The following is a 19,188-nucleotide window of genomic DNA, read 5'->3' on the forward strand; positions in this document are numbered from 1 at the left end:
CCCCTGCAAGCGGGGATGGCGGTCACGGTGGAGATCAAGACCGATCGCCGTCGGGTTGTCGACTATTTGTTATCGCCGATTAAGGAGGTGTTCTCAGAGGCAATCAAGGAACGGTAGTGCGAGGTGCGACCTAAGTTCAGATCATTGTATTACGTGGGTTTTAACCATCAATTAATTGGAGAATAAATATCATGCCAAATGAAAAAACAACGTTCGAACAAGCTTTGAACAAAGTAAATGAAATCATTGATGATTTAATAAAAAAGCATGTAGATTGGGTAAAAAATCCTCTTGTAGAATGTGAAAATGCAATGAAAGGAATTTCAGAAAGATTAAAAACTGAAAAGATTAAACATACTTTTAAAGCTTTTCGTATTTATAGTGATGCTGGACAAGTTATGGGAATTTCCAACCATTATGTCGTGGTCGCTGAAATAGATGATCATAAGATTTTTATCGATGTAACTGCAGGTCAATTTTTAACGCAAAAGGAAATAGAAAACTTAAAGCGTAGTCTGATTCTATTGAAAACACCGGGGCGAATTATTGACAATGAAGTAAATTGGAAAAGTAAATTCATCGCTCTTCCAGAAAACAAAGGAAAAGTCATTACTTATCAAGATTTCACAGATGTCCTTAAAACTCAAGCCGTCGACGATGTACTTCATGAACATCCAGTAAATGAAGCAGGTGCAAAGTATCTCGTCAAACAGCCATGGCTCGAAAAATTTCTAATGTGTCCGAAGTATGGCGATATTTTTATCGAATGGAGAAAATCGGAGCTAGAAAGAAAAACGTTTCTTGATAAATTACCAGAGGCTTATAAAGAATTAAATGAAGATGTGAAAAGTGGAAAAATTACTATCGAACAAAAAAATAAATTCGAGAAAAATATTAACAAAAAAGAAAAAGAGTATAGTGAAAAAGTTGAAATTAGCAAAGAAAATTTGAAACCATGGGAAAAGGAAGTTAATAAAATTATTAAGACCGAAGAGGGTATAAAAAAAGGGAAAATCAGCTCGGATTCGACAGTAATTTCCACAGATGAGTTAAATGAGAAGATAAGCGCCGATAAAGAGTATCAGGCCATATATTCGGAATTGAATGATTATCATACACGTGTGTCTCAATTAACTTTACGCGAAAAGGTGGGAAAATTAACGAATTTGGCGTTGATGGTTTCCCAATATCGCAAAATATCTTCGCATCCTTCTAATGCCAGGAAGGCGCTGGAAGGAGTTGCAGGACGCCTGCGTATTAACTCCGTCACTTTACGGGGTGAGGATAATGCACTTGGAGCGTTGGACGAATCCAAGGGATGGCAGACTATCGCCCTAGACGGACTGACAGAACAGGCAACAAAAAATCCACTAAGCGATACCGGCTTTGCGTACAAAAAACAACTCATCATCCAACTGCAAAGCGATGATATTAGCTACACGGCAGCAAATAATTTATTTAACAAGCACCCCAAACAAACTGAACTGATGCAATGGAGAGGCGAGGGACCGCTTAATTGTGTTGGTTGGGACGAGAGCAGTAAATCGGTTACGATCCGTCCGCTACAGCTTGATAGTGATGGGAATGTCCGCATCGTTTTGGTTGGGCATGGCACTAAAAGGAACGACGGCACCCCCTTATTTGCAGGCAAAACTGTTGTCGAAATTCAAGACTTCCTTGCTTCCTTATTGCCAAAAACCACTACGAAAATCAAAGGCATCCACCTGGATCTTGTCGGCTGCGAATTGGCTGATCCGAAGCAGTCGCTGGAGAATACCCTGCCAGGGCAGTTGGCTACGTGGCTGATGGCAAAAGGCGATAGTTTAGGAATCCGTCGTGACGCCTTAACGGTCAGCGCTCGGCAATATCCTGTGCGCGTCATTGACGGCGGCAAGAAAGAAATCCTCACGCCTGAGTTCGGCTGGATCACGAAAGAGACGGCGCGCCTGAAGGACTTGTTCCATAAGCAGGTGATCGGCTGGGATGCCACCGCCGGCAAGTTGAAAAACAATGGGATTCCTTCTACTGAACTGGTGACAGCATGTAGTGATCTGGAGAAGGAAATTCAAAATCCGGATTTAGCCTACGCGACTAAGAATGAGCTCCAAGCCATGGAGAAACCTGCCGCCCGGCAGCTTTTAGATCAGCTTGTGCCCATGCGGGAACATCCGACAGAAGCACAGGAACAGGAGATGCAGAAGCACATTGGCGAGATTCTGCAAAATCAAACCAAAGCGGAAAAGTGGGACGCGGTAGTCAGCAAATTAAAGGCCGAATGGACGCTCGACGATACCTGGCTTGCTGTACCTGAAACACGGACAACAAACAAAGACTTGGAATTGCGTTTTGTAAATAAACTTAATGGCTCCAGTCAATGGAAGCCGGTCAAGGCCGCGCCGGATCAACAGACCTGTCGGGATTTTGATGCACTCGCTACAAAGTTGAAAGATGACTTGAGCAAGGGGTTTACATTCGACCAGACGAGTAAGAAATTGCAAATTCGTACGGGTGTGGTGGAAGGAGAGGGGGTGAACAGCTTGAACACAGCCCTACTGATTCAGACATTGTTCGGGTATGACAAGGATGGCACGAATCAGTCTCACAGAAGCAACGCCCTCAAAGTGCAGCTATATGCCCAACTGGCACAGAATGGTGTAGGTGTTTTTGACGATGCCGTCAAGCTAGTCTCCAACATCAATGCTGCACTCGACACCAAATCGGCGTTGCTGTCTTCAGCCGCCAAGCTGGCGCAGAACTTGGGCGGTGCCGCGACCAGACTGCTGAACGGGATCAACATCGCGGCAATCATCACCGAATTAACACAAACGCAAGATCCGGTGCAGCGCGCAGGCATCAAGACGAAACTCGGATTGGCACTCATTTCCACTGGCCTGGACTCGGCCACATTGGCCGCCTCCTTGACAGGTACCGTCGTTGCGGAGTTTTTGGCGCCGTTAGCGGTCCCTCTTGCGGGTATTGCCACGGCATTACCCGCTCTAGTGGAAAATATTGCGCGCGAAGAAGCGAGATTTGATGCCGTTGCAGCGCGGTTTGAAAAGATTTTGGAAAGTGTTTCTACTCTAGGTTTTCAAAAAGATGGCAATCGATGGAAAATCCATTCTGGCGCAGTTGTGAATAGCATCGACTTTACAACGGGCGTGCTCCAGTATGGCGATGTAAAAGTGAGTTCCACCAAGGAGGGACGTGCGCAATATGCTTTAACAGGATGGGATACCTGTTTCGGCGGACTTGAGCACGATTGGAATAAATTCCTTGACGTATATATGGGGCTCAGTGAACACCTGAGAAAAGACAAAAATCAATCTTTCGACAAAAATATCGATGGTCCGGTCATACTGCCTAGTGGGGTAAGTAAGAGCCTCCGACTCGGCTATGACCTCGTACCATTCAATCGGTACGCGAATGTGCCCGCCTATAAGAAGTTGCGTGATTTTTACGGGAAGAAATTTATTTGGGGGTTTAACGCACTTTTCGACTATGGCATAGACACGCTCAAAGAAGAGCGGCATCCAACGCCGATTGCCGTCAAATTGGATAATAAGAATCGGGTCCTTATTGTGCCGACGGTAAGCGACAAAGACCACCGCGATAAGCTGTCCTATGCATTGCAAGGCAATGGGGCTACCTATTCGATCAAGCTGCCAGCCGAACCTGTCAAAATTACCATTACGGCCAGTAACGTCGAAAAGGAGCGTTGGTTGCTTGATTTGGACCACCTAATGAAAAGCTGGAGCATTGAGGACGGGAAAATCGAATTTGGTGCCCTTAAACTGAATGTAATAGAAGACTTGAAGATACAGCTTGCTGGGCTGAAATCAGATCAGAGAAAATTTACTATCGGTGGCCAGACGATCAGCTTCGAGGGTAAGGTGGTTGAAAAATTAATACTTAAACAATCGATCGGTAATGGCGCAGTATTGTTGATTCATTTTACAGGCAGCAGTCTGACACCCGTATATGAAATTGGTTTGACAAAAGGTTTGACGCAACACGCGTTGACTGAAATTAAGCAATATTTCAACCAAAATGCTGTTAAATCACTATTGAGTTCGGTTACAGATGTTGCGATGTACGATGGTTCAAAAGGGATTGTAGGACAAGTGCGTGTATCTGACGCACATTTGACTTGGTCGATTACAAAAGGGCTTGGCAGTGCTGGCGACGAAGGAAATTTTTTCCAAGATCCTAGGACTCGTATAGTGACTCAAATAAGAAAGACTGGTGAGAAGGTAATTTTTACTGCACCGGAAGAATTTGATAACGTTATTTCCGGATCTGGGATTCATTTCAAAGGTAAGTCAGGACTGACATATGCTAGGCAGGATGGTGTGACCAATATCGTCAATAGGGAAGGAAAATTCATTCCGCTTGACGCCGACGTGGAACTATTCCAATTTCTGGAAGATTCATATTTCTGTAACTTTAAGACCTCGAAAATTTATTACCACAATGATTCATCGGTCACAACGCAGAATAGCCTTCGGTGTATTTTTGAGGCGCCAACACCATATTCAATAAATCAAATTTTCGAAGGGAGTTTTCGTTATTTTGAAGATCTGAGTCAAGATAAAATGAAAGTCGAGTCCAGTTTGCGTTTTATAGTGGAACTGAATCAAGGCGCAATGAAATGCAGGCTGAAATCAGATTCAGTTCATCTATATGAGTTGGACGTTACCAAATTAGAAAGTCAAAAAACACCAAAGGATGCGCTCAGTTTAAATGATTATTTGATAAGGAATATTTCTGAATTACGTGAGAAATACAAAATTTCGATTGATGATAAGATTTTTATTAAATCGGGGATTAATACCTGCATGGGTACAATTTCCGAAGTAGAGCGCGTGCCTAATACAAACGAAGGATACATTTTCAGAACGAATCTTGACGTAAGATTTACTCCTATGTCAGATGGAAAAATGAATATAGTTTCTATTGGAGAAATGAAAATTCCTAATAATGCGGTTAAGGCTATCTATATGCCTGTTGATGGTGGGCAATATTTTGTTACCCGGGTTTCCGATGGATCCTTGCAGGAATGGTTTGGGCGATACAAAGCAACCTCAGACCTCATTGGAAAAGTTTGGAATCGATCGAGTCACCCAGGGGATAATCACGGCTCTGCAAATGATGGTGCTGCCTTAATGAACGAATCCGGGAAAGCGCCGCAAATGCAAGCTTCAATCATGTCCCCTCACAAATTGCCAAAGCATATGCAACCAGCCAATGTCAATTCTGCCCTAAAGTTGGTCGTTGCCATGAACAGCATGGTTACCGGCAGCGGTCTGGCAGATGGCTTGCCAATCAAACCTACAACCAGGACTACGTCAGTGCCTTCCCTAGCGATGACTCATTAATTTGCTTCATGTACTGGCTAAGAGAAGTGTGCTCATAACCTAGGTATAACCGGCTACCCGAGCAACATTGGGTAGCCGGTTATACCTTCGACCATGCACACTTCTCGTAGATTAGATCTGACAATGACTGGATGTGGAATAAGGTACTTACCGAAGCAATTCATCGTTATAGCAGACCGGCAATCTTCAACACAGACCAGGGCAGTCAGTTCACCAGTCTGGAATTCACGCAACGACTCAAGGATAACGGTATCGCCATCAGCATGGACGGCAAATGTTCCTTTGCTTGCAGAATTGACCCTATCCAACTGATCCACTCGCCACTGTCGCGCAAAGGCGGCAACCCGGTCGTAGGATCCTTCAAAGCCTAGCTCACATAAATCAGCATGGATCTGTTTTAAGCTGCGCCGCTGTTTTCGAGACTTTGTCGCTTCGGTTTTAAGCCAGGATGAAAGTTTGAAGGCGTACAGATCAAGAGCACTGGGAGTGCGTCGATCCCGATAAGCCGGCTCTACGATTTTTGAGCGTAGATAGCGTCTGACGGTGTTTCTGGAGATCCCCAAGCGCCTGGCGATCTCCCTCAAGGAGACCTGGTCACGAAGGTGCCAGCGTCGAATAATGCCTAATAATGCCACGTCGATCACTCCAATACGATCATAGCGGCGTTGGTTCCAGGAACCACGACAGCTTGTTCCGAGAGAGCCTGAACGATTTCAGCAGCCAGATTCTTGCCCAGACGAGGAGTCAGTTTGGTAAGCCGGTTTGCCAACTGTTTCTCGGTGACTGCGGCGAGCTTGGTTGGTGATGGGTATCGATCGAGCAGATCAAGGACTGCTGGATGATCAAGGCGTGGTCCCAGCACCCGCTCTAAGGCGGGATGGATCTGGGTCAGTAAGCCATGCTTCGAATTCGTGGTGGCCTTGAACTTGCGTTTTTGCTTACAGCGCAAGCCAAGTTCCCGTCGCAGCTGAGCGTCCCGGGGCGAATCCTTGCGCGACCAGTTCCGGCCACATGCGCAGTGGCCCGTAGGTTTCTCGCGTCTGGACGTGCGCAGCCTTGATCGCCACTTTCAGGCGCTCATCGTCCCGCTTGCGCTGCGAGGGTGCGCGTCCTCGCCACCTCTGCCTCCAGTTCGGGAATCGTTCGGATACCGGGTGCCGCAGTCCTCCCATTGCTGCGCTCACCCAGTTACCCAGCGTCCCTTTGGGCATCGCGATCCGCTGCGCCGCGTCCTCCAGAGACAGCCCTTGTGCCAGCACCAGTTTGACCGCTTCAGCCCGGAATTCCGGCGTGTATGTCTTCAATTTCATTTCAGTTCTCCCTTTGATAAGTTTATCAATCGGGAGTGTCCGAAAATGTCGGGCTACCTCAGAGATTGTCAAGCGGTTGGGCATTTCGCGCAACACCGTCCGACGCTACCTGCGCTCGGAAACGACCGAGCCGGTCTATGCAGAGCGCCAATCGGCAAGTGCCATCGACCCATATGCCTTCCAGCTCTCAGGTTGGCTCAAGACCGAGACGGCCAAATCCCGCAAGCAACGCCGCGGCTTGAAACAGCTTCACGAGGACCTGTTGGAATTGGGTTTAAGGGGTCTTACGACAGGGTGGCGGCATTCGCCAGGCAATGGAGGGAGGGGCACAAACTGAGTGGGCCAATTCGGCGCGCAAACGAACACGTAGTCGGCCACGCCAACGCTCGCAGCAATGGCCTGCCATTGTTCCACCGCGTCGGACCCTGCGAATGATCTCTGGCGCCTCGTCGACTCCGGAACGGTCATCCTACAGAAAGAAGCCCAACCTTGTGAGTTGGGCTCCATGCTCAGGTATATCAATGTTTTCGACTTTAATGTCTTGTTTTCGACTTTAATGACCTGTTTTCGACTTTAATTGTAAGGAATAAGATAACTGCGTTGGTGTGAGCACTATTCGACAGTCACCGACTTAGCCAGATTCCGTGGCTTATCCACATCCGTCCCCCGCGCCAGCGCCGTGTGATACGACAGCAGCTGCAACGGCACCACGTGCAGAATCGGCGACAACAAACCATAGTTTTCCGGCAACCGGATCACGTGCACGCCTTCGCTCGACTTGATCTGCGAATCGGCATCGGCGAAAACATACAGCTGGCCGCCGCGTGCGCGCACTTCCTGCATGTTCGATTTCAGCTTTTCGATCAGCGCGTCGTTAGGCGCCACCGTCACTACCGGCATTTCTTCCGTCACCAGCGCCAGCGGACCGTGCTTGAGTTCGCCGGCGGCGTAGGCTTCGGCGTGGATGTAGGTGATTTCCTTGAGTTTCAAGGCGCCTTCCAGGGCGATCGGGTAGTGGATGCCGCGGCCCAGGAACAGGGCGTTTTCCTTGCGCGCGAAGGCTTCGGCCCAGGCCACGATATGCGGCTCCAGCGCCAGCACGCTTTGCAGCGCGGCGGGCAGGTGGCGCATGGCTTTCAGGTGGGCGGCTTCTTCTTCGTCGCTGAGGCGGCCTTTGCTTTGCGCCAGCGCCAGCGCCAGCAGGAACAGTGCGGCCAGCTGGGTGGTGAAGGCCTTGGTCGAGGCGACGCCGACTTCGACGCCGGCGCGGGTGATGTAGGCCAGCGCGCATTCGCGCACCATGGCGCTGGTGGCGACGTTGCAAATGGTTAGCGTGTGCAGCATGCCGAGTGAGCGCGCGTGCTTGAGCGCGGCCAGGGTGTCGGCGGTTTCACCGCTTTGCGAGATGGTGACCACCAACGAGTTCGGATTCGGCACGCTGTCGCGGTAGCGGTATTCGCTGGCGATCTCGACGCTGACCGGGATCCTGGCGACCGATTCGATCCAGTATTTGGCCGTCAGGCCGGCATAGTAGCTGGTGCCGCAGGCCAGGATCAGGACCGAGTCGATCTGCTTGAAGACGTTGAAGGCGCCGTCGCCGAACAGTTCCGGCATGATGCCGGTGACGCCTTCGAGGGTGTCGGCGATCGCCCGCGGCTGTTCGAAAATTTCCTTTTGCATGTAGTGCTGGTAAGGGCCGAGCTCGACCGCGCTGCTGTAGGCATGCACGGTTTTCACTTCGCGCTCGACCGCCTTGCCGGCGGCGTCGACGATCCAGACGCGCTGCAGTTGCAGGTCGACCACGTCGCCTTCTTCCAGGTAGATGATCTGGTCGGTGGTGCCGGCCAGCGCCATGGCGTCCGAGGCGACGAAGTTCTGGCCTTGGCCGACGCCGACGATCAGCGGCGAACCCTGGCGCGCGGCGACCACGCGGTGCGGTTCATCGACGCAGAACACGGCAATCGCATAGGCGCCGGTCAGGTGTTTGACGGCTTGCTGCACGGTGGAGAACAGGTCGCCGCTGTACATGTGGTCGACCAGGTGGGCGATGACTTCGGTATCGGTCTGGCTTTCAAACTGGTAACCGGCCGCTTGCAGTTCGGCGCGCAGTTCGTCGTGGTTCTCGATGATGCCGTTGTGGACCAGGGCGATGCGGTCGCGCGAAAAATGCGGATGGGCGTTGTGTGTTGCCGGCGCGCCGTGGGTGGCCCAGCGGGTGTGGGCGATGCCGGTGAAGCCGGACAGCTGGGCCTTTTCCATCTGGCTTTCAAGGTCCGCCACGCGCGATGTGCTGCGCGAACGCTGCAGCTTGCCGTCGATATGCAAGGCGACGCCGCAGGAATCGTAGCCGCGGTACTCGAGCCGTTTCAGCCCTTCCAGCAGGATGGGGGTGACATTAATTTGAGCAACTGCTGCGACGATACCGCACATGGTCTTTTCCTCATTGAAGGTGAAATTCAAGAATATGGGTATCTTAGGCGAGCTGTTATGAAATAATGTATCTATATGATTAGTAATTTCGCGAATTATTTCATCGTATAAATGAAGTGAAATAATATTTCACATACATTCGAATATATCTAATAAATTGCATATTTCTATATGGAAATTACCCTCGACGATCTGGACAAGCGGATTCTGAATGCCTTGCAGGCCGATGCCGCGCAAACCAACCATCAGCTGGCGCAGCTGGTGCACGCCTCGGCGCCGACCTGCCTGCGGCGCGTCAAGCGCCTGACCGATGCCGGCATCATCCTGCGGCAGGTAGCGATCGTGGCACCGGACAAGGTCGGCGCCGGGCTGACCGCAATCGTCGAAGTCACGCTTGACAACCAGGCCGATGAGCGATTGGTGGAGTTTGAGGCCTTGGTGGCGGCCGAGCCGATGCTGCTGCAATGCTACCGGGTCTCGCCCGGACCGGATTTCGTGCTGGTGGTGCAAGTGGCGGACATGGCGGCCTACCATGCGCTGGCGCACCAGCTGTTTGCCGCGCAAAAGAATGTGCGCAACGTGCGCACTTATTTCTCTATCCACCGCAGCAAGTTCGAGACCCGGCTGGCGGTCTAAAAAAATGGATAGCGCCGGCCGTAGCCGGGACTATCCATGGATTGCCGATCTGCTGCTGTCTTTGCTTTACTTCTTGATCTTCTCCGGCCGCTGCCAGCCGTCGACGGTGACCTGGCGCGAACGCGAGACGGTCAGCTTGCCTTCCGGCGCATCCTTGGTCAGCGTGGTGCCGGCGCCGAGCGTGGCGCCCTTGCCGACGCGTACCGGCGCCACCAGCTGGCTGTCGCTGCCGATGAAGGCGTCGTCCTCGATAATGGTGCGGAATTTGTTGGCGCCGTCGTAGTTGCAGGTGATGGTGCCGGCGCCGATGTTGACGCGCGAGCCCACCGTGGCGTCGCCGACATAGGCCAGGTGATTGGCCTTGCTGTGCGCGGCGACCTGGCTGTTCTTGACTTCGACGAAGTTGCCGATGTGGACGTCTTCACCCAGTTCCGTACCCGGGCGCAGGCGCGCATACGGGCCGATCTGCGAAGCGGCGCCGACCACGGCGTCTTCGATATGGCAGAACGGCTTGATGTTGGCGTCGCGGCCGATGCGGGCATTCTTGATGACGCAATGGGCGCCGATCACGGCGCCGTCTTCGATGCTGACTTCGCCCTCGAAGATGCAGCCGATATCGATGCTGACGTCGCGGCCGCAGCTGAGCGCGCCGCGCACATCCAGCCGCGCCGGATCGAGCAGGGTGACACCCTGCTCCAGCAAGCGGTTGGCGATATTGCGCTGGTGGATGCGCTCCAGTTCGGCCAGCTGCACCTTGCTGTTCACACCCAGGGTTTCCGCTACCGCATCGGGCTGCGCCGAGACGACCGGGGTGCCGTCGGCGACGGCGCTGGCGACGATGTCGGTCAGATAGTATTCGCCCTGGGCGTTATTGTTGGAGAGGCCTGCCAGCCATTTTTTCAGCTGCACGGTCGGCGCCACCATGATGCCGGTGTTGCATTCGCGGATGGCGCGCTGTTCGGGCGTGGCGTCCTTTTGCTCGACGATGCTGACAATCTTGCCCTGCGCGCGGACGATGCGGCCGTAGCCGGTGGGATCTTCCATATCGACAGTCAGCACCGCCAGCTTGTCGGCGCCGGCGCTGTCGATCAGCCGTTGCAGCGTAGCGCTGGCGATCAGCGGCACATCGCCATACAGCACCAGCGTCGGCACCTTGTCATCCAGGTGAGCGGCTGCTTGCGCCACCGCATGGCCGGTGCCGAGCTGCGGCTCCTGCTTGGCAAAAACCAGGTCGGCAGCCGCCAGCGAGCGCGGCACGGCGTCGCCGCCATGACCGTAGATGACGCACAGAGTAGTCGGCGACAAGGCGCGCGCCGCGGCAATCACATGCGCCAGCAACGGCTGGCCCGCCAGGGGATGCAGTACCTTGGGGAGTGCGGACTGCATGCGCTTGCCCATGCCGGCAGCGAGAATGACAACGTTCATAGTCAATATAGAAAGAAAAGGTGGGAAATTTTAGCACGGCAGGTGCTGCCGGAATCAGCGCTGGTGCGGATTGCATGGCAATCCGCTGAAACCGTGATGGACGGTTGGCGCTGGAAACCACATCGCCCCAGGACCGGGGCGGTATTGGGGCGATGCGGGGTTTGCGCTTTTGCTGGCAAGGCGGATTAATAATGCTGCCAGAAACCGCCCGAGAAGGCCCAGCCGTTGCCGTTGCGGACCCAGTGGCCGGGCGCCCAGAAATAACCGTCGCGGCGCGCTTCCCAGTGGCCGTTGACCCAGTCGTGGCGGCCATTGTTCCAGCGCCAGTAGCCGCCGATCCAGACGTGGTCCGGGCTAGGCGCCGGCGTCATGATTTCCACCCGCGGCGGCGGCGGCGCGACGTTGATCACGATCGGAGCGGTATTGTAGGTATTGTTGATCTGCACCCAGCGGCCCGGATGGAAATTCCATTGGCCGCCGTCGTTGCTCCAGTAAGCGTGCTGGAAAACCATGTTCGGGCGCGACTGCTCCCAATGGCCGTTGTTCCAGACGTAGCGGTTGCCTTCCCACTTCCAGTGGCCGCCGATCCAGTAGGAGTCGGGGTAGGGCGCCGGCGGCACCACTTCCACCAGCGGCGCCGGCGGCGCCTGTACGACCTTGACTTCGCGGTACTCGACGCGGGTGCGCGGCGGCTCGACCACGCAGCCGGCCAGCGACACCGTGGCGGCTGCGACGGCGGACAATACCAGATAACGTTGAAAACGACGGCGGTTCATTGATGTCTCCAAAATAAAGATCCCGCGTATTAGAACGTTTTGCCGTGCGGAATGAATACAGGCATTACAAATGCTTGCAATTTACCCGTGCGCAGGCCGGCCAGGCTCGCCCGGCAAGGCGTTCCGGAGCGTTTCTGGCGCCGCTGGCTACAGCTTCAGGCTTCGTCTTTGATATTGGTGTTGGGGCCGTTTTTCTTGACAGCGTGGATGCCGGCGTCGCGCGCGCTGGTGGTGCTGTACATCTGGCTGCTGCCGATGACCTGGTGATTGGCAGCCTTCAGGTTGAAATAGAACCTGCCGTTGGAAGCCTGGTTGCGGCTATAGCGATCGTCCTGGGTGCTGTTGATCTGTACCGAGGCGATGCCGTTTTCGGCGGATGCCTTGGCGACATACATCTCGCTGTTGAGCACTACTTCGCCGTTGTCAGAGTAGAGCAGGAAGTAAAACTGTCCATCCACAGACTTCTTGAGTACGTAGGACCCTGCCATTGAGCTTCTCCTGATGGGTTGCAGACGAAGCGGCGACGAAATAGCTTTCTGCGCCGCTCGTCCGCTTTGATTATATAGCTCTGGCGGTGAATGCAATACTGTTGCTTAATCGTCTAATTACGCATCCAACTGCGCGTCCAACCGCGCGCCCAATTACGTGCCCAACTGTGCACCTGATTGCACGACGGCCTGCAGCGGAATGATGCTGGAGACGGTCGCGCCGGTGGGTGTCGAACAAGGATCGTCGTCGAACGCGATGTCGCCGTTGGGGTCGGCGATGCCGCTGGCCTTCAGGCCGGTGAAGCCGAACAGGTTGCGGTCCATCAGGTGCGACGGCGCCACCGTCGACAAGGAAGCAAAAACATTGTCGACCCGGCCAGGGAATTTCTTTTCCCACTCGCGCAGCATGCCCTTGATCTGCTTGCGCTGCAGGTTCTCCTGGCTGCCGCACAGGTCGCAGGGAATGATCGGGAACTGCTTGACCTCGGCGTAGCGGATCAGGTCGGCTTCCTTGACGTAGGCCAGCGGCCGGATCACGATCTGCTTGCCGTCGTCCGACTGCAGCTTCGCCGGCATGCTCTTCAGTTTGCCGCCGAAGAACATGTTGAGGAAAAAGGTTTCCATGATGTCGTCGCGGTGATGGCCGAGGGCGACCTTGGTCGCGCCCAGCTCGCTGGCGACGCGGTACAGGATGCCGCGCCGCAGGCGCGAGCACAGTGAGCAGGTAGTCTTGCCTTCCGGGATCAGGCGCTTGACGATGCTGTAGGTATCCTGGTTTTCGATGTGATAGGCGACGCCCAGCTTGTCGAGGTAGGCCGGCAGGATATGGTCGGGGAAGTTCGGCTGCTTCTGGTCAAGGTTGACGGCGACGATCTCGAAATTGATCGGCGCCCGTTCGCGCAAGGTCATCAGGATATCCAGCAGGGCGTAGCTATCCTTGCCGCCGGAGAGGCAGACCATGACCTTGTCGCCGTCTTCGATCATGTTGAAATCGCCGATCGCCTGGCCGACCTGGCGGCACAGGCGCTTGTGCAGCTTGTTGTTTTCGTGGGCGATCTTTTCAGCGCTCTTGTGGCTGGGCGCGCCGGCGGCGTCGTGCGCCGGCGAGGACGGCTGGCTTGCTGCGGATGTTTGGTCTTGCATAAGGACTTCCTGCTTCAATAGGTGATTCATGGCGGTTCTGCGTTGCGTTGCGCCGCGGGGCTCAGGCTTTCGGCTTGATGCGGAATACTTCGACGCCGACCGAACGGCAGTCGGGATAGGCGTCCGGCTTTTCCGAGGATACCCGCACTGCGCGCACGCGCGGATGCAGCAGCAGTGCGTTGGCCAGGTCGTCGCACAGGGTTTCCTGCAAGTGGATATGGCCCTGGGCCATGCGTTTGGCCACGGTGTTGCGCATGAAATTGTAGTCCAGCACGTCATCCACATGGTCTTTGGTCGGCGTCGACAAAGCCAGCGGCACGAACAGGTCGACGTTGATCAGCGCGCGCTGCGTGCCTTGTTTTTCAGATTCGTAGACGCCGATATTGATCTGCACTTCGTAGTCGCGCAGGAACAGGCGACGGCAATCGCTAAGGTCGGGATGGATGAGTGCGGAGAGCATGTTTTTTTCAGTGAGGTTGGAACAGCGGGCCCGGGGCGGCGCTCTTGTCCCGTGAGTGAGGATGCAAATGTCGGCCGCCATCGACCAGCAGCGTGCTGCCGGTAATGGCGGAGGAAGCGGCGACAAAACAGACTGTCGCCGCGATATCTTCCAAAGCGGCAGGGTCAATGGCAGAGCCGGCCGCCGGCATCACCGGCGCAATGCCGGCCACCCGTACTTGCGGTGCAAAGGCTTGCGCCAGCAAGGTGGTGGCGCTGTGCAGAGCGGCTTTGGACAAAGTATAGGATAAAAAATCCGGCTGCGGATTGAACAGCTTCTGGTCCAGCAGATTGATCACCACCGCCTGCGCACCCGGGCTTTTGAGCGTGGCCGCATGCAGTTCCTGCGCCAGCTGCAGCGGCGCCGCCAGGTTGGCTTGCATGTGGCGCGCCAGGCCGGCCGGCGAAAACGCCGCTGCGGTATCGTGCTCGATATGGCTGGCGTTGTTGACCAGGCAACGGACTGCGCCCAGCGCCGCGGCGACTGCCGGCAGCAAGGCAGTGATGTCTTTTTCATCATCCAGGCGGCAGCGCACGGCCACCGCCTTGACGCCCAGCGCTTCGCACTCCTGCAGCAGCGCCGTCAGCGTCGCCGGCGCCTGCTCTTCCTGATGATGCAGCGCCAGCTGCCAGCCCCGTCGCGCCAGCGCCAGCGCAATGGCGCGGCCGAGCGCGCTGGCGGCGTCGGTGACAAGGGCTACGGCATGATCGGCAGTTATTCTGGTTGGCATAATGACAAACTGGATTAAGAGACTACTTTTGCGCAGGGTGCTTGCGTTATCTCCTACAATAGCGCCATGCAACTGCAATTACCTGAAGCTTCGGTCGAAGCACAGCGCGCATCGCGCCTGTTACACAATCTGATCGCCACTGAAATCCGCCTGCAGCGGGGCTGGATTTCGTTCGCACGTTATATGGAACTGCTGCTGTATGCGCCGGACCTCGGCTATTACAGCGGCGGTGCAGAAAAATTGGGCAAAGACGGTGATTTTACAACCGCGCCGGAGATTACGCCGCTTTTTGGCGCAACTTTGGCGCAATTGACAACAGAGTTGCGCGCTGCTTCCCCGGCGCTGCAGCCGCAGATCCTCGAATTCGGCGCCGGCAGCGGCCAGCTGGCTTTCGATATCCTGACGGAACTGGCTGCGCACGGCGATGCGGAGCGGCCGCTGCAAGCCTATTACATCGTCGAACTGTCGGCCGAACTGCGGGCCCGCCAGCAACTGAAGCTGCGCGATTTCCCGCAAGTGCAGTGGCTGGACCGCCTGCCCGAGGCATTTTCCGGCGTGGTGCTCGGCAACGAGGTGCTCGATGCGATGCCGGTCGAACTGGTGGTGCTGGGCGAGCAGGGCCAGGGCTGGCAGCAGCGCGGGGTTGGCCTTGCCGACGCGGATGATCAATTTGTCTACATCGACCGGCCTGCCGATCCGGCGCTGATCGCGCAGATTCCCGATGCCGATACGCTGGTTCCCGGTCACCTGACTGAAGTGCATCCGGTCGCCATCGGTTTCATGCATTCGCTGTCGGCCATGCTGAAAGCCGGGCAGGGCGCGGTCGCCATTTTCTTCGACTACGGTTTCCCGGCGGCGGAATACTATCTGCAGCAGCGTGACCAGGGCACCCTGATGTGCCATTACCGCCATCACGCCCATCCCGATCCTTTTTATCTGCCGGGTTTGCAGGATGTGACCGCCCACGTCGACTTCACCGCCATGGCAAGGGCCGCGCTGGATTCCGGCCTGGATCTGCTGGGTTACACCAGCCAGGCTTCCTTTTTACTGGAGGCAGGCATCGGCCAGTTGCTGTTGCGCACGCCGCCCGAGAATGCTTTACAGTATCTGCCGCAGGCCAACGCCTTGCAAAAACTGGTGTCGCCGGCCGAAATGGGCGAGCTGTTCAAGGTGCTGGCGGTTGGCGTCGGCGCTGAATTGCCCGAGCGTTTCAGCCGCCATGACCGCAGCCATCGCCTGTAGCCCCATGACTTTGTTCCTTGAAAGCGCAGCATGATCCGCTGGATGCTGGTGATTTTCGTTGCCGTGATTGTGTTTTCCAGCGCCTTGCCCTGGCTGGAAAAACTCGGCCTCGGCCGGCTGCCCGGCGATGTGCGCTTCACCCTGTTCGGCAAGAATTTCTCACTGCCGTTCGCCTCGACCGTCCTGCTGTCGACTGTGATCTTCCTGCTGGTGCGGATACTGTAGGGCGGGTATCTGTGCCACCCTAGGTTCAATTCCCGAAAAATGCGTTGAGCAGCTGCGGCGGCCGTGCAATCACGGCACGCTTGCGGTAAACCACGATGGGCCGCTGCAGCAGTTTCGGATGCGCCGCCAGTGCCTCCAGCAGGGCGGCATCGTCGGCCTGCGCCAGGCCGAGCGCTGCGTATTCCGGTTCATTGTCGCGCAGCATGGCGCTGACCGGGCCGCCCAAGATCCAGTGCAGATCCTTCAGCTGCGCCAGCGTCAGCGGCGTCTTCTGATAGTCGACGACTTCCAGCTTGAGCTTGTGTTCATGGCTGAATTGCTCAGCCATGGCCAACGCCTCGCGCGATTTCGAGCAGCGCGGGTTGTGATAGATCGTGATCATTTATTTAGATTCCTGTGTAGTCTCATCCAGCGGTACGACTTCATCGTCCCAGCCGCTGGCGGGCATATCCTCGCGCAAGATGCGGTCGTGCGCAAACATTTCTTCCAGTTCTTCGCGCGCCTGCTTGGCGATGGAAACGATCTGCTGCTGGTCTTTCTGGTGCGGATACATATCGTGCAGGGTTTGCAGGTTGTGGGCGCGGAATTTCATCGCCGCCTGGCGCGCCCGGTAGGCGCCGAAGCCGAGCCTGCGCAGGGCTTCGCGGCCGAGCAGCAGCGCCGATTCGAAGGTTTCGCGCTCGATCACGGTGACGCCCAGGTCCATCAGGTCGAAATAATGGGTGACGTTGCGGGCGCGGGCGATGATCTGCAGGTCGGGAAATTCATGGCGCACCGCCGCCACCAGCTTCAGGCTGCCTTCGATATCGTCCAGCGCCACCACCAGCAGGCGCGCCTTGGCGATGCCGGCGGCATGCATCAGGTCGATGCGGGTGGCGTCGCCGTAGAACACCTTGAAGCCGAATTTGCGCAACAGTTCGATCTGGTCCGGGTCGTGGTCGAGCACAGTCAGGCCGATCTTGTTGGCGTGCAGCAGGCGGCCGATGATCTGGCCGAAGCGGCCGAAGCCGGCAATGATGACCGGATTTTCATTGTCGTCGATATCGTCGTCTGGCCGTTTTTGCGCCTTCAGGAAATAGGGGGCAATGACTTTGTCGTACAGCACCAGCAACAGCGGCGTGGTTACCATCGACAAAGCCACCACCACCACCAGGATGGAGGAGGTTTCCTCGGAAAAGACGCGGGCGGTGGCGGCTGCGCCGAACACCACGAAGGCGAATTCGCCGCCTTGCGACAGCAGTGCGGCAAACAGGAACTGCTGGGCGCGGGCGATCTGGAACACTTTGCTGAGCAGGTACAGGACCGCCAGCTTGATCGCCAGGAAGCCGGCCACCAAGCCCAGGATCAGCCAGGGATGGCTTAGCAGCAGGCCGAAGTCGACCGACATGCCGACGGCGATGAAGAAGAGCCCCAGCAGCAAGCCCTTGAACGGCTCCAGATCGGTTTCCAGCGCATGCCGGTATTCGGAATCGGCCAGCAGGACGCCGGCCAGGAAGCTGCCCAGGGCCATCGACATGCCGACCGATTCCATCAGCAGGCCGATGGCGATCACCAGCAACAAGGCGAAGGCGGTAAAGATTTCGCGCAGTCCGGTGCGGGCGATCATGCGCATCAGCGGCCGCACCAGATAGCGGCCGCCGACGATCAGGGTGGCGATCACCGCCAGCACTTTCAAGCCGCCGATCCAGCCCTCGCCGCTGCCATGGGCGGCAGCGACGCCGAGCAGCGGCACGATGGCGATCATGGGAATCGCGGCGATATCCTGGAACGGCAGGATGGCAAAGCCGGCGCGGCCGGCCGGCGTGCTATTGAGCTTGCGCTCGTTGATGGTGGCGAGCGCGATCGCGGTGGAAGAGAGCGACATGCCGAGCGCGGCGATCAGCGCGGTTTTCCAGTCGACGCCGACAGCTACCGCGGCGCTGAACAGCGCCAGCGACACCGTTATCACCTGCGCGGTGCCCCAGCCGAAGATCGAACGGCGCAGCGACCACAGGCGCTTCGGTTCGAGTTCCAGGCCGATCATGAATAGCAGCAGCACCACGCCGAATTCGGAGAAGTGCAGGATGTCTTCGACATTGTCGATCAGGCGCAGGCCCCAGGGGCCGATCGCCATGCCGGCCAGCAGGTAGCCCAGCACCGCGCCCAAGCCGAGGCGCTTGGCGATCGGCACCGCGGCGACCGCTGCCGCCAGGTAGATCAAGGCATTGAATAAGAGACTTTGTTCCATGAGGCTCAGGTACCGGTTAATGACTCGGTTGTGCTGGCTGCCAGCAGTTCGGGCCAGTTGGGATAGTGCGACAGGCGCTTCTTGTAGGTATCTATGTAGGCTGCGAGGGTTTGCTGGTTGACCTGGTGGGCGCCGAACAGCAGATGCGGCGGCAGCCAGCGCATGCCGCACAGCTCGGCGGTTTGCTGGAAGGGTGGCAGGAAGGCGGAGAACGGCCGCTGGTTGTGGCCCTCCGGCTGATAGGAGCGCTCCGAGCCGCCCAGGGTGGCGACTAGCCAGAAATCCTTGCCGTGCAAGGCAGTGCCGCCGGGGCCGTAAGCCCAGCCGGGGGTGAAGACCGAATCGACCCATTGTTTCAGCAGCGCCGGCATGCTGTACCACTGCACCGGATGCTGGAACACGACCAGGTCGGCTTCCTGCAGCAGCGCCTGCTCGCGCCGCACCGGGATATGGAAATCGGGATAGAGCTCGTAGAGGTCGTGTACCTTAACGTTCGGCATCTTGGCGGCGGCCTGCGCCAGGCGGCGGTTGACGCGTGAATGGTGCGGCGTCGGATGCGCGTACAGGATCAGGATTTGCGGTGGTTTGGACATGTCGGCAAGGCTGGGTATTTAAGCAAATCAAAAAGGGAAATATTCGGCAAACGGCTAATTCTGGCTGAACCGATCGTGAAAACCATGCT

General features: G+C 56.1%; 14 protein-coding genes and 3 pseudogenes. 5 read left to right on the forward strand and 12 right to left on the reverse strand.

The genetic code is table 11. The features are described 5' to 3' along the window. The first annotated feature begins 191 nt into the window (after window positions 1–191). Both AC07V8_RS12385 and AC07V8_RS12390 read left to right on the forward strand, forming a co-directional pair. The gene (locus AC07V8_RS12385; RefSeq protein ID WP_494678686.1) at window positions 192–5,375 is read left to right on the forward strand and encodes a TcdA/TcdB pore-forming domain-containing protein; all 5,184 of its coding nucleotides are present in this window, start codon (window positions 192–194) and stop codon (window positions 5,373–5,375) included. Between the two features lie 152 nt (window positions 5,376–5,527). Beyond that, window positions 5,528–5,650 (forward strand): annotated as a pseudogene (locus tag AC07V8_RS12390) (DDE-type integrase/transposase/recombinase); the annotation flags it as partial. Here the strand turns inward: AC07V8_RS12390 and AC07V8_RS12395 are convergent. The 3 genes and pseudogenes from AC07V8_RS12395 to glmS all read right to left on the reverse strand — a co-directional run. After that, window positions 5,648–6,019 (reverse strand): annotated as a pseudogene (locus AC07V8_RS12395) (helix-turn-helix domain-containing protein); the annotation flags it as partial. The pseudogenes AC07V8_RS12390 and AC07V8_RS12395 sit on opposite strands and share 3 nt — an antisense overlap. A gap of 2 nt (window positions 6,020–6,021) precedes the next feature. After that, window positions 6,022–6,685, reverse strand: a pseudogene (locus tag AC07V8_RS12400) (transposase); the annotation flags it as partial. A gap of 612 nt (window positions 6,686–7,297) precedes the next feature. Then, entirely contained in the window at window positions 7,298–9,115 is a 1,818-nt protein-coding gene (gene glmS / locus AC07V8_RS12405; RefSeq protein WP_494678685.1) for a glutamine--fructose-6-phosphate transaminase (isomerizing), read from the reverse strand. A gap of 171 nt (window positions 9,116–9,286) precedes the next feature. On the opposite strand from glmS, the gene AC07V8_RS12410 reads away from it, so the two are divergent. Continuing rightward, the gene (locus tag AC07V8_RS12410; protein ID WP_494678684.1) at window positions 9,287–9,751 is read left to right on the forward strand and encodes an Lrp/AsnC family transcriptional regulator; all 465 of its coding nucleotides are present in this window, start codon (window positions 9,287–9,289) and stop codon (window positions 9,749–9,751) included. 66 nt (window positions 9,752–9,817) lie between these two features. On the opposite strand, the gene glmU is transcribed toward AC07V8_RS12410, so the two are convergent. From glmU to AC07V8_RS12440, 6 genes are all read right to left on the reverse strand, one after another. Then, window positions 9,818–11,176, reverse strand: coding sequence for a bifunctional UDP-N-acetylglucosamine diphosphorylase/glucosamine-1-phosphate N-acetyltransferase GlmU (gene glmU / locus AC07V8_RS12415; RefSeq protein ID WP_494678683.1), 1,359 nt, complete (start codon window positions 11,174–11,176; stop codon window positions 9,818–9,820). A gap of 185 nt (window positions 11,177–11,361) precedes the next feature. Further along, complete coding sequence (locus AC07V8_RS12420) at window positions 11,362–11,952, reverse strand: YXWGXW repeat-containing protein (protein WP_494678682.1); 591 nt, start codon at window positions 11,950–11,952, stop codon at window positions 11,362–11,364. A gap of 155 nt (window positions 11,953–12,107) precedes the next feature. Continuing rightward, complete coding sequence (locus AC07V8_RS12425) at window positions 12,108–12,440, reverse strand: YegP family protein (RefSeq protein WP_211442996.1); 333 nt, start codon at window positions 12,438–12,440, stop codon at window positions 12,108–12,110. A 153-nt stretch (window positions 12,441–12,593) separates the two neighbouring features. Next, window positions 12,594–13,583 (reverse strand): tRNA 2-thiocytidine(32) synthetase TtcA, encoded by a 990-nt coding sequence (gene ttcA / locus AC07V8_RS12430; protein ID WP_494678681.1) that lies wholly within the window; start codon window positions 13,581–13,583, stop codon window positions 12,594–12,596. Between the two features lie 61 nt (window positions 13,584–13,644). Beyond that, window positions 13,645–14,043: a dihydroneopterin aldolase gene (locus AC07V8_RS12435; protein WP_098495063.1), complete on the reverse strand. Its 399-nt coding sequence runs from the start codon at window positions 14,041–14,043 to the stop codon at window positions 13,645–13,647. A gap of 7 nt (window positions 14,044–14,050) precedes the next feature. Further along, window positions 14,051–14,812, reverse strand: coding sequence for an SDR family NAD(P)-dependent oxidoreductase (locus AC07V8_RS12440; RefSeq protein WP_494678680.1), 762 nt, complete (start codon window positions 14,810–14,812; stop codon window positions 14,051–14,053). A 66-nt stretch (window positions 14,813–14,878) separates the two neighbouring features. On the opposite strand from AC07V8_RS12440, the gene AC07V8_RS12445 reads away from it, so the two are divergent. Together AC07V8_RS12445 and AC07V8_RS12450 are read left to right on the forward strand one after the other, a co-directional pair. Continuing rightward, a complete protein-coding gene (locus tag AC07V8_RS12445; RefSeq protein ID WP_494678679.1) occupies window positions 14,879–16,054 on the forward strand; it encodes a class I SAM-dependent methyltransferase in 1,176 nt (391 codons plus the stop codon). Between the two features lie 30 nt (window positions 16,055–16,084). Then, window positions 16,085–16,279, forward strand: coding sequence for a DUF2905 domain-containing protein (locus AC07V8_RS12450; protein ID WP_061936327.1), 195 nt, complete (start codon window positions 16,085–16,087; stop codon window positions 16,277–16,279). 25 nt (window positions 16,280–16,304) lie between these two features. Here the strand turns inward: AC07V8_RS12450 and arsC are convergent, their stop codons facing one another. From arsC to kefF, 3 genes are read right to left on the reverse strand one after another with little or no spacing between them, the layout of a single operon-like run. Then, window positions 16,305–16,661: an arsenate reductase (glutaredoxin) gene (arsC, locus tag AC07V8_RS12455; protein WP_494678678.1), complete on the reverse strand. Its 357-nt coding sequence runs from the start codon at window positions 16,659–16,661 to the stop codon at window positions 16,305–16,307. Further along, window positions 16,662–18,506 (reverse strand): glutathione-regulated potassium-efflux system protein KefC, encoded by a 1,845-nt coding sequence (gene kefC / locus AC07V8_RS12460; protein ID WP_494678677.1) that lies wholly within the window; start codon window positions 18,504–18,506, stop codon window positions 16,662–16,664. Window positions 18,507–18,511: 5 nt separating this feature from the next. Further along, on the reverse strand, window positions 18,512–19,099 hold the full coding sequence (gene kefF / locus AC07V8_RS12465; protein ID WP_494678676.1) for a glutathione-regulated potassium-efflux system oxidoreductase KefF: 588 nt from the start codon (window positions 19,097–19,099) through the stop codon (window positions 18,512–18,514). Window positions 19,100–19,188: the final 89 nt, after the last annotated feature.

The sequence above is a fragment of the Collimonas sp. GW821-FHT02H07 genome (assembly GCF_059421505.1).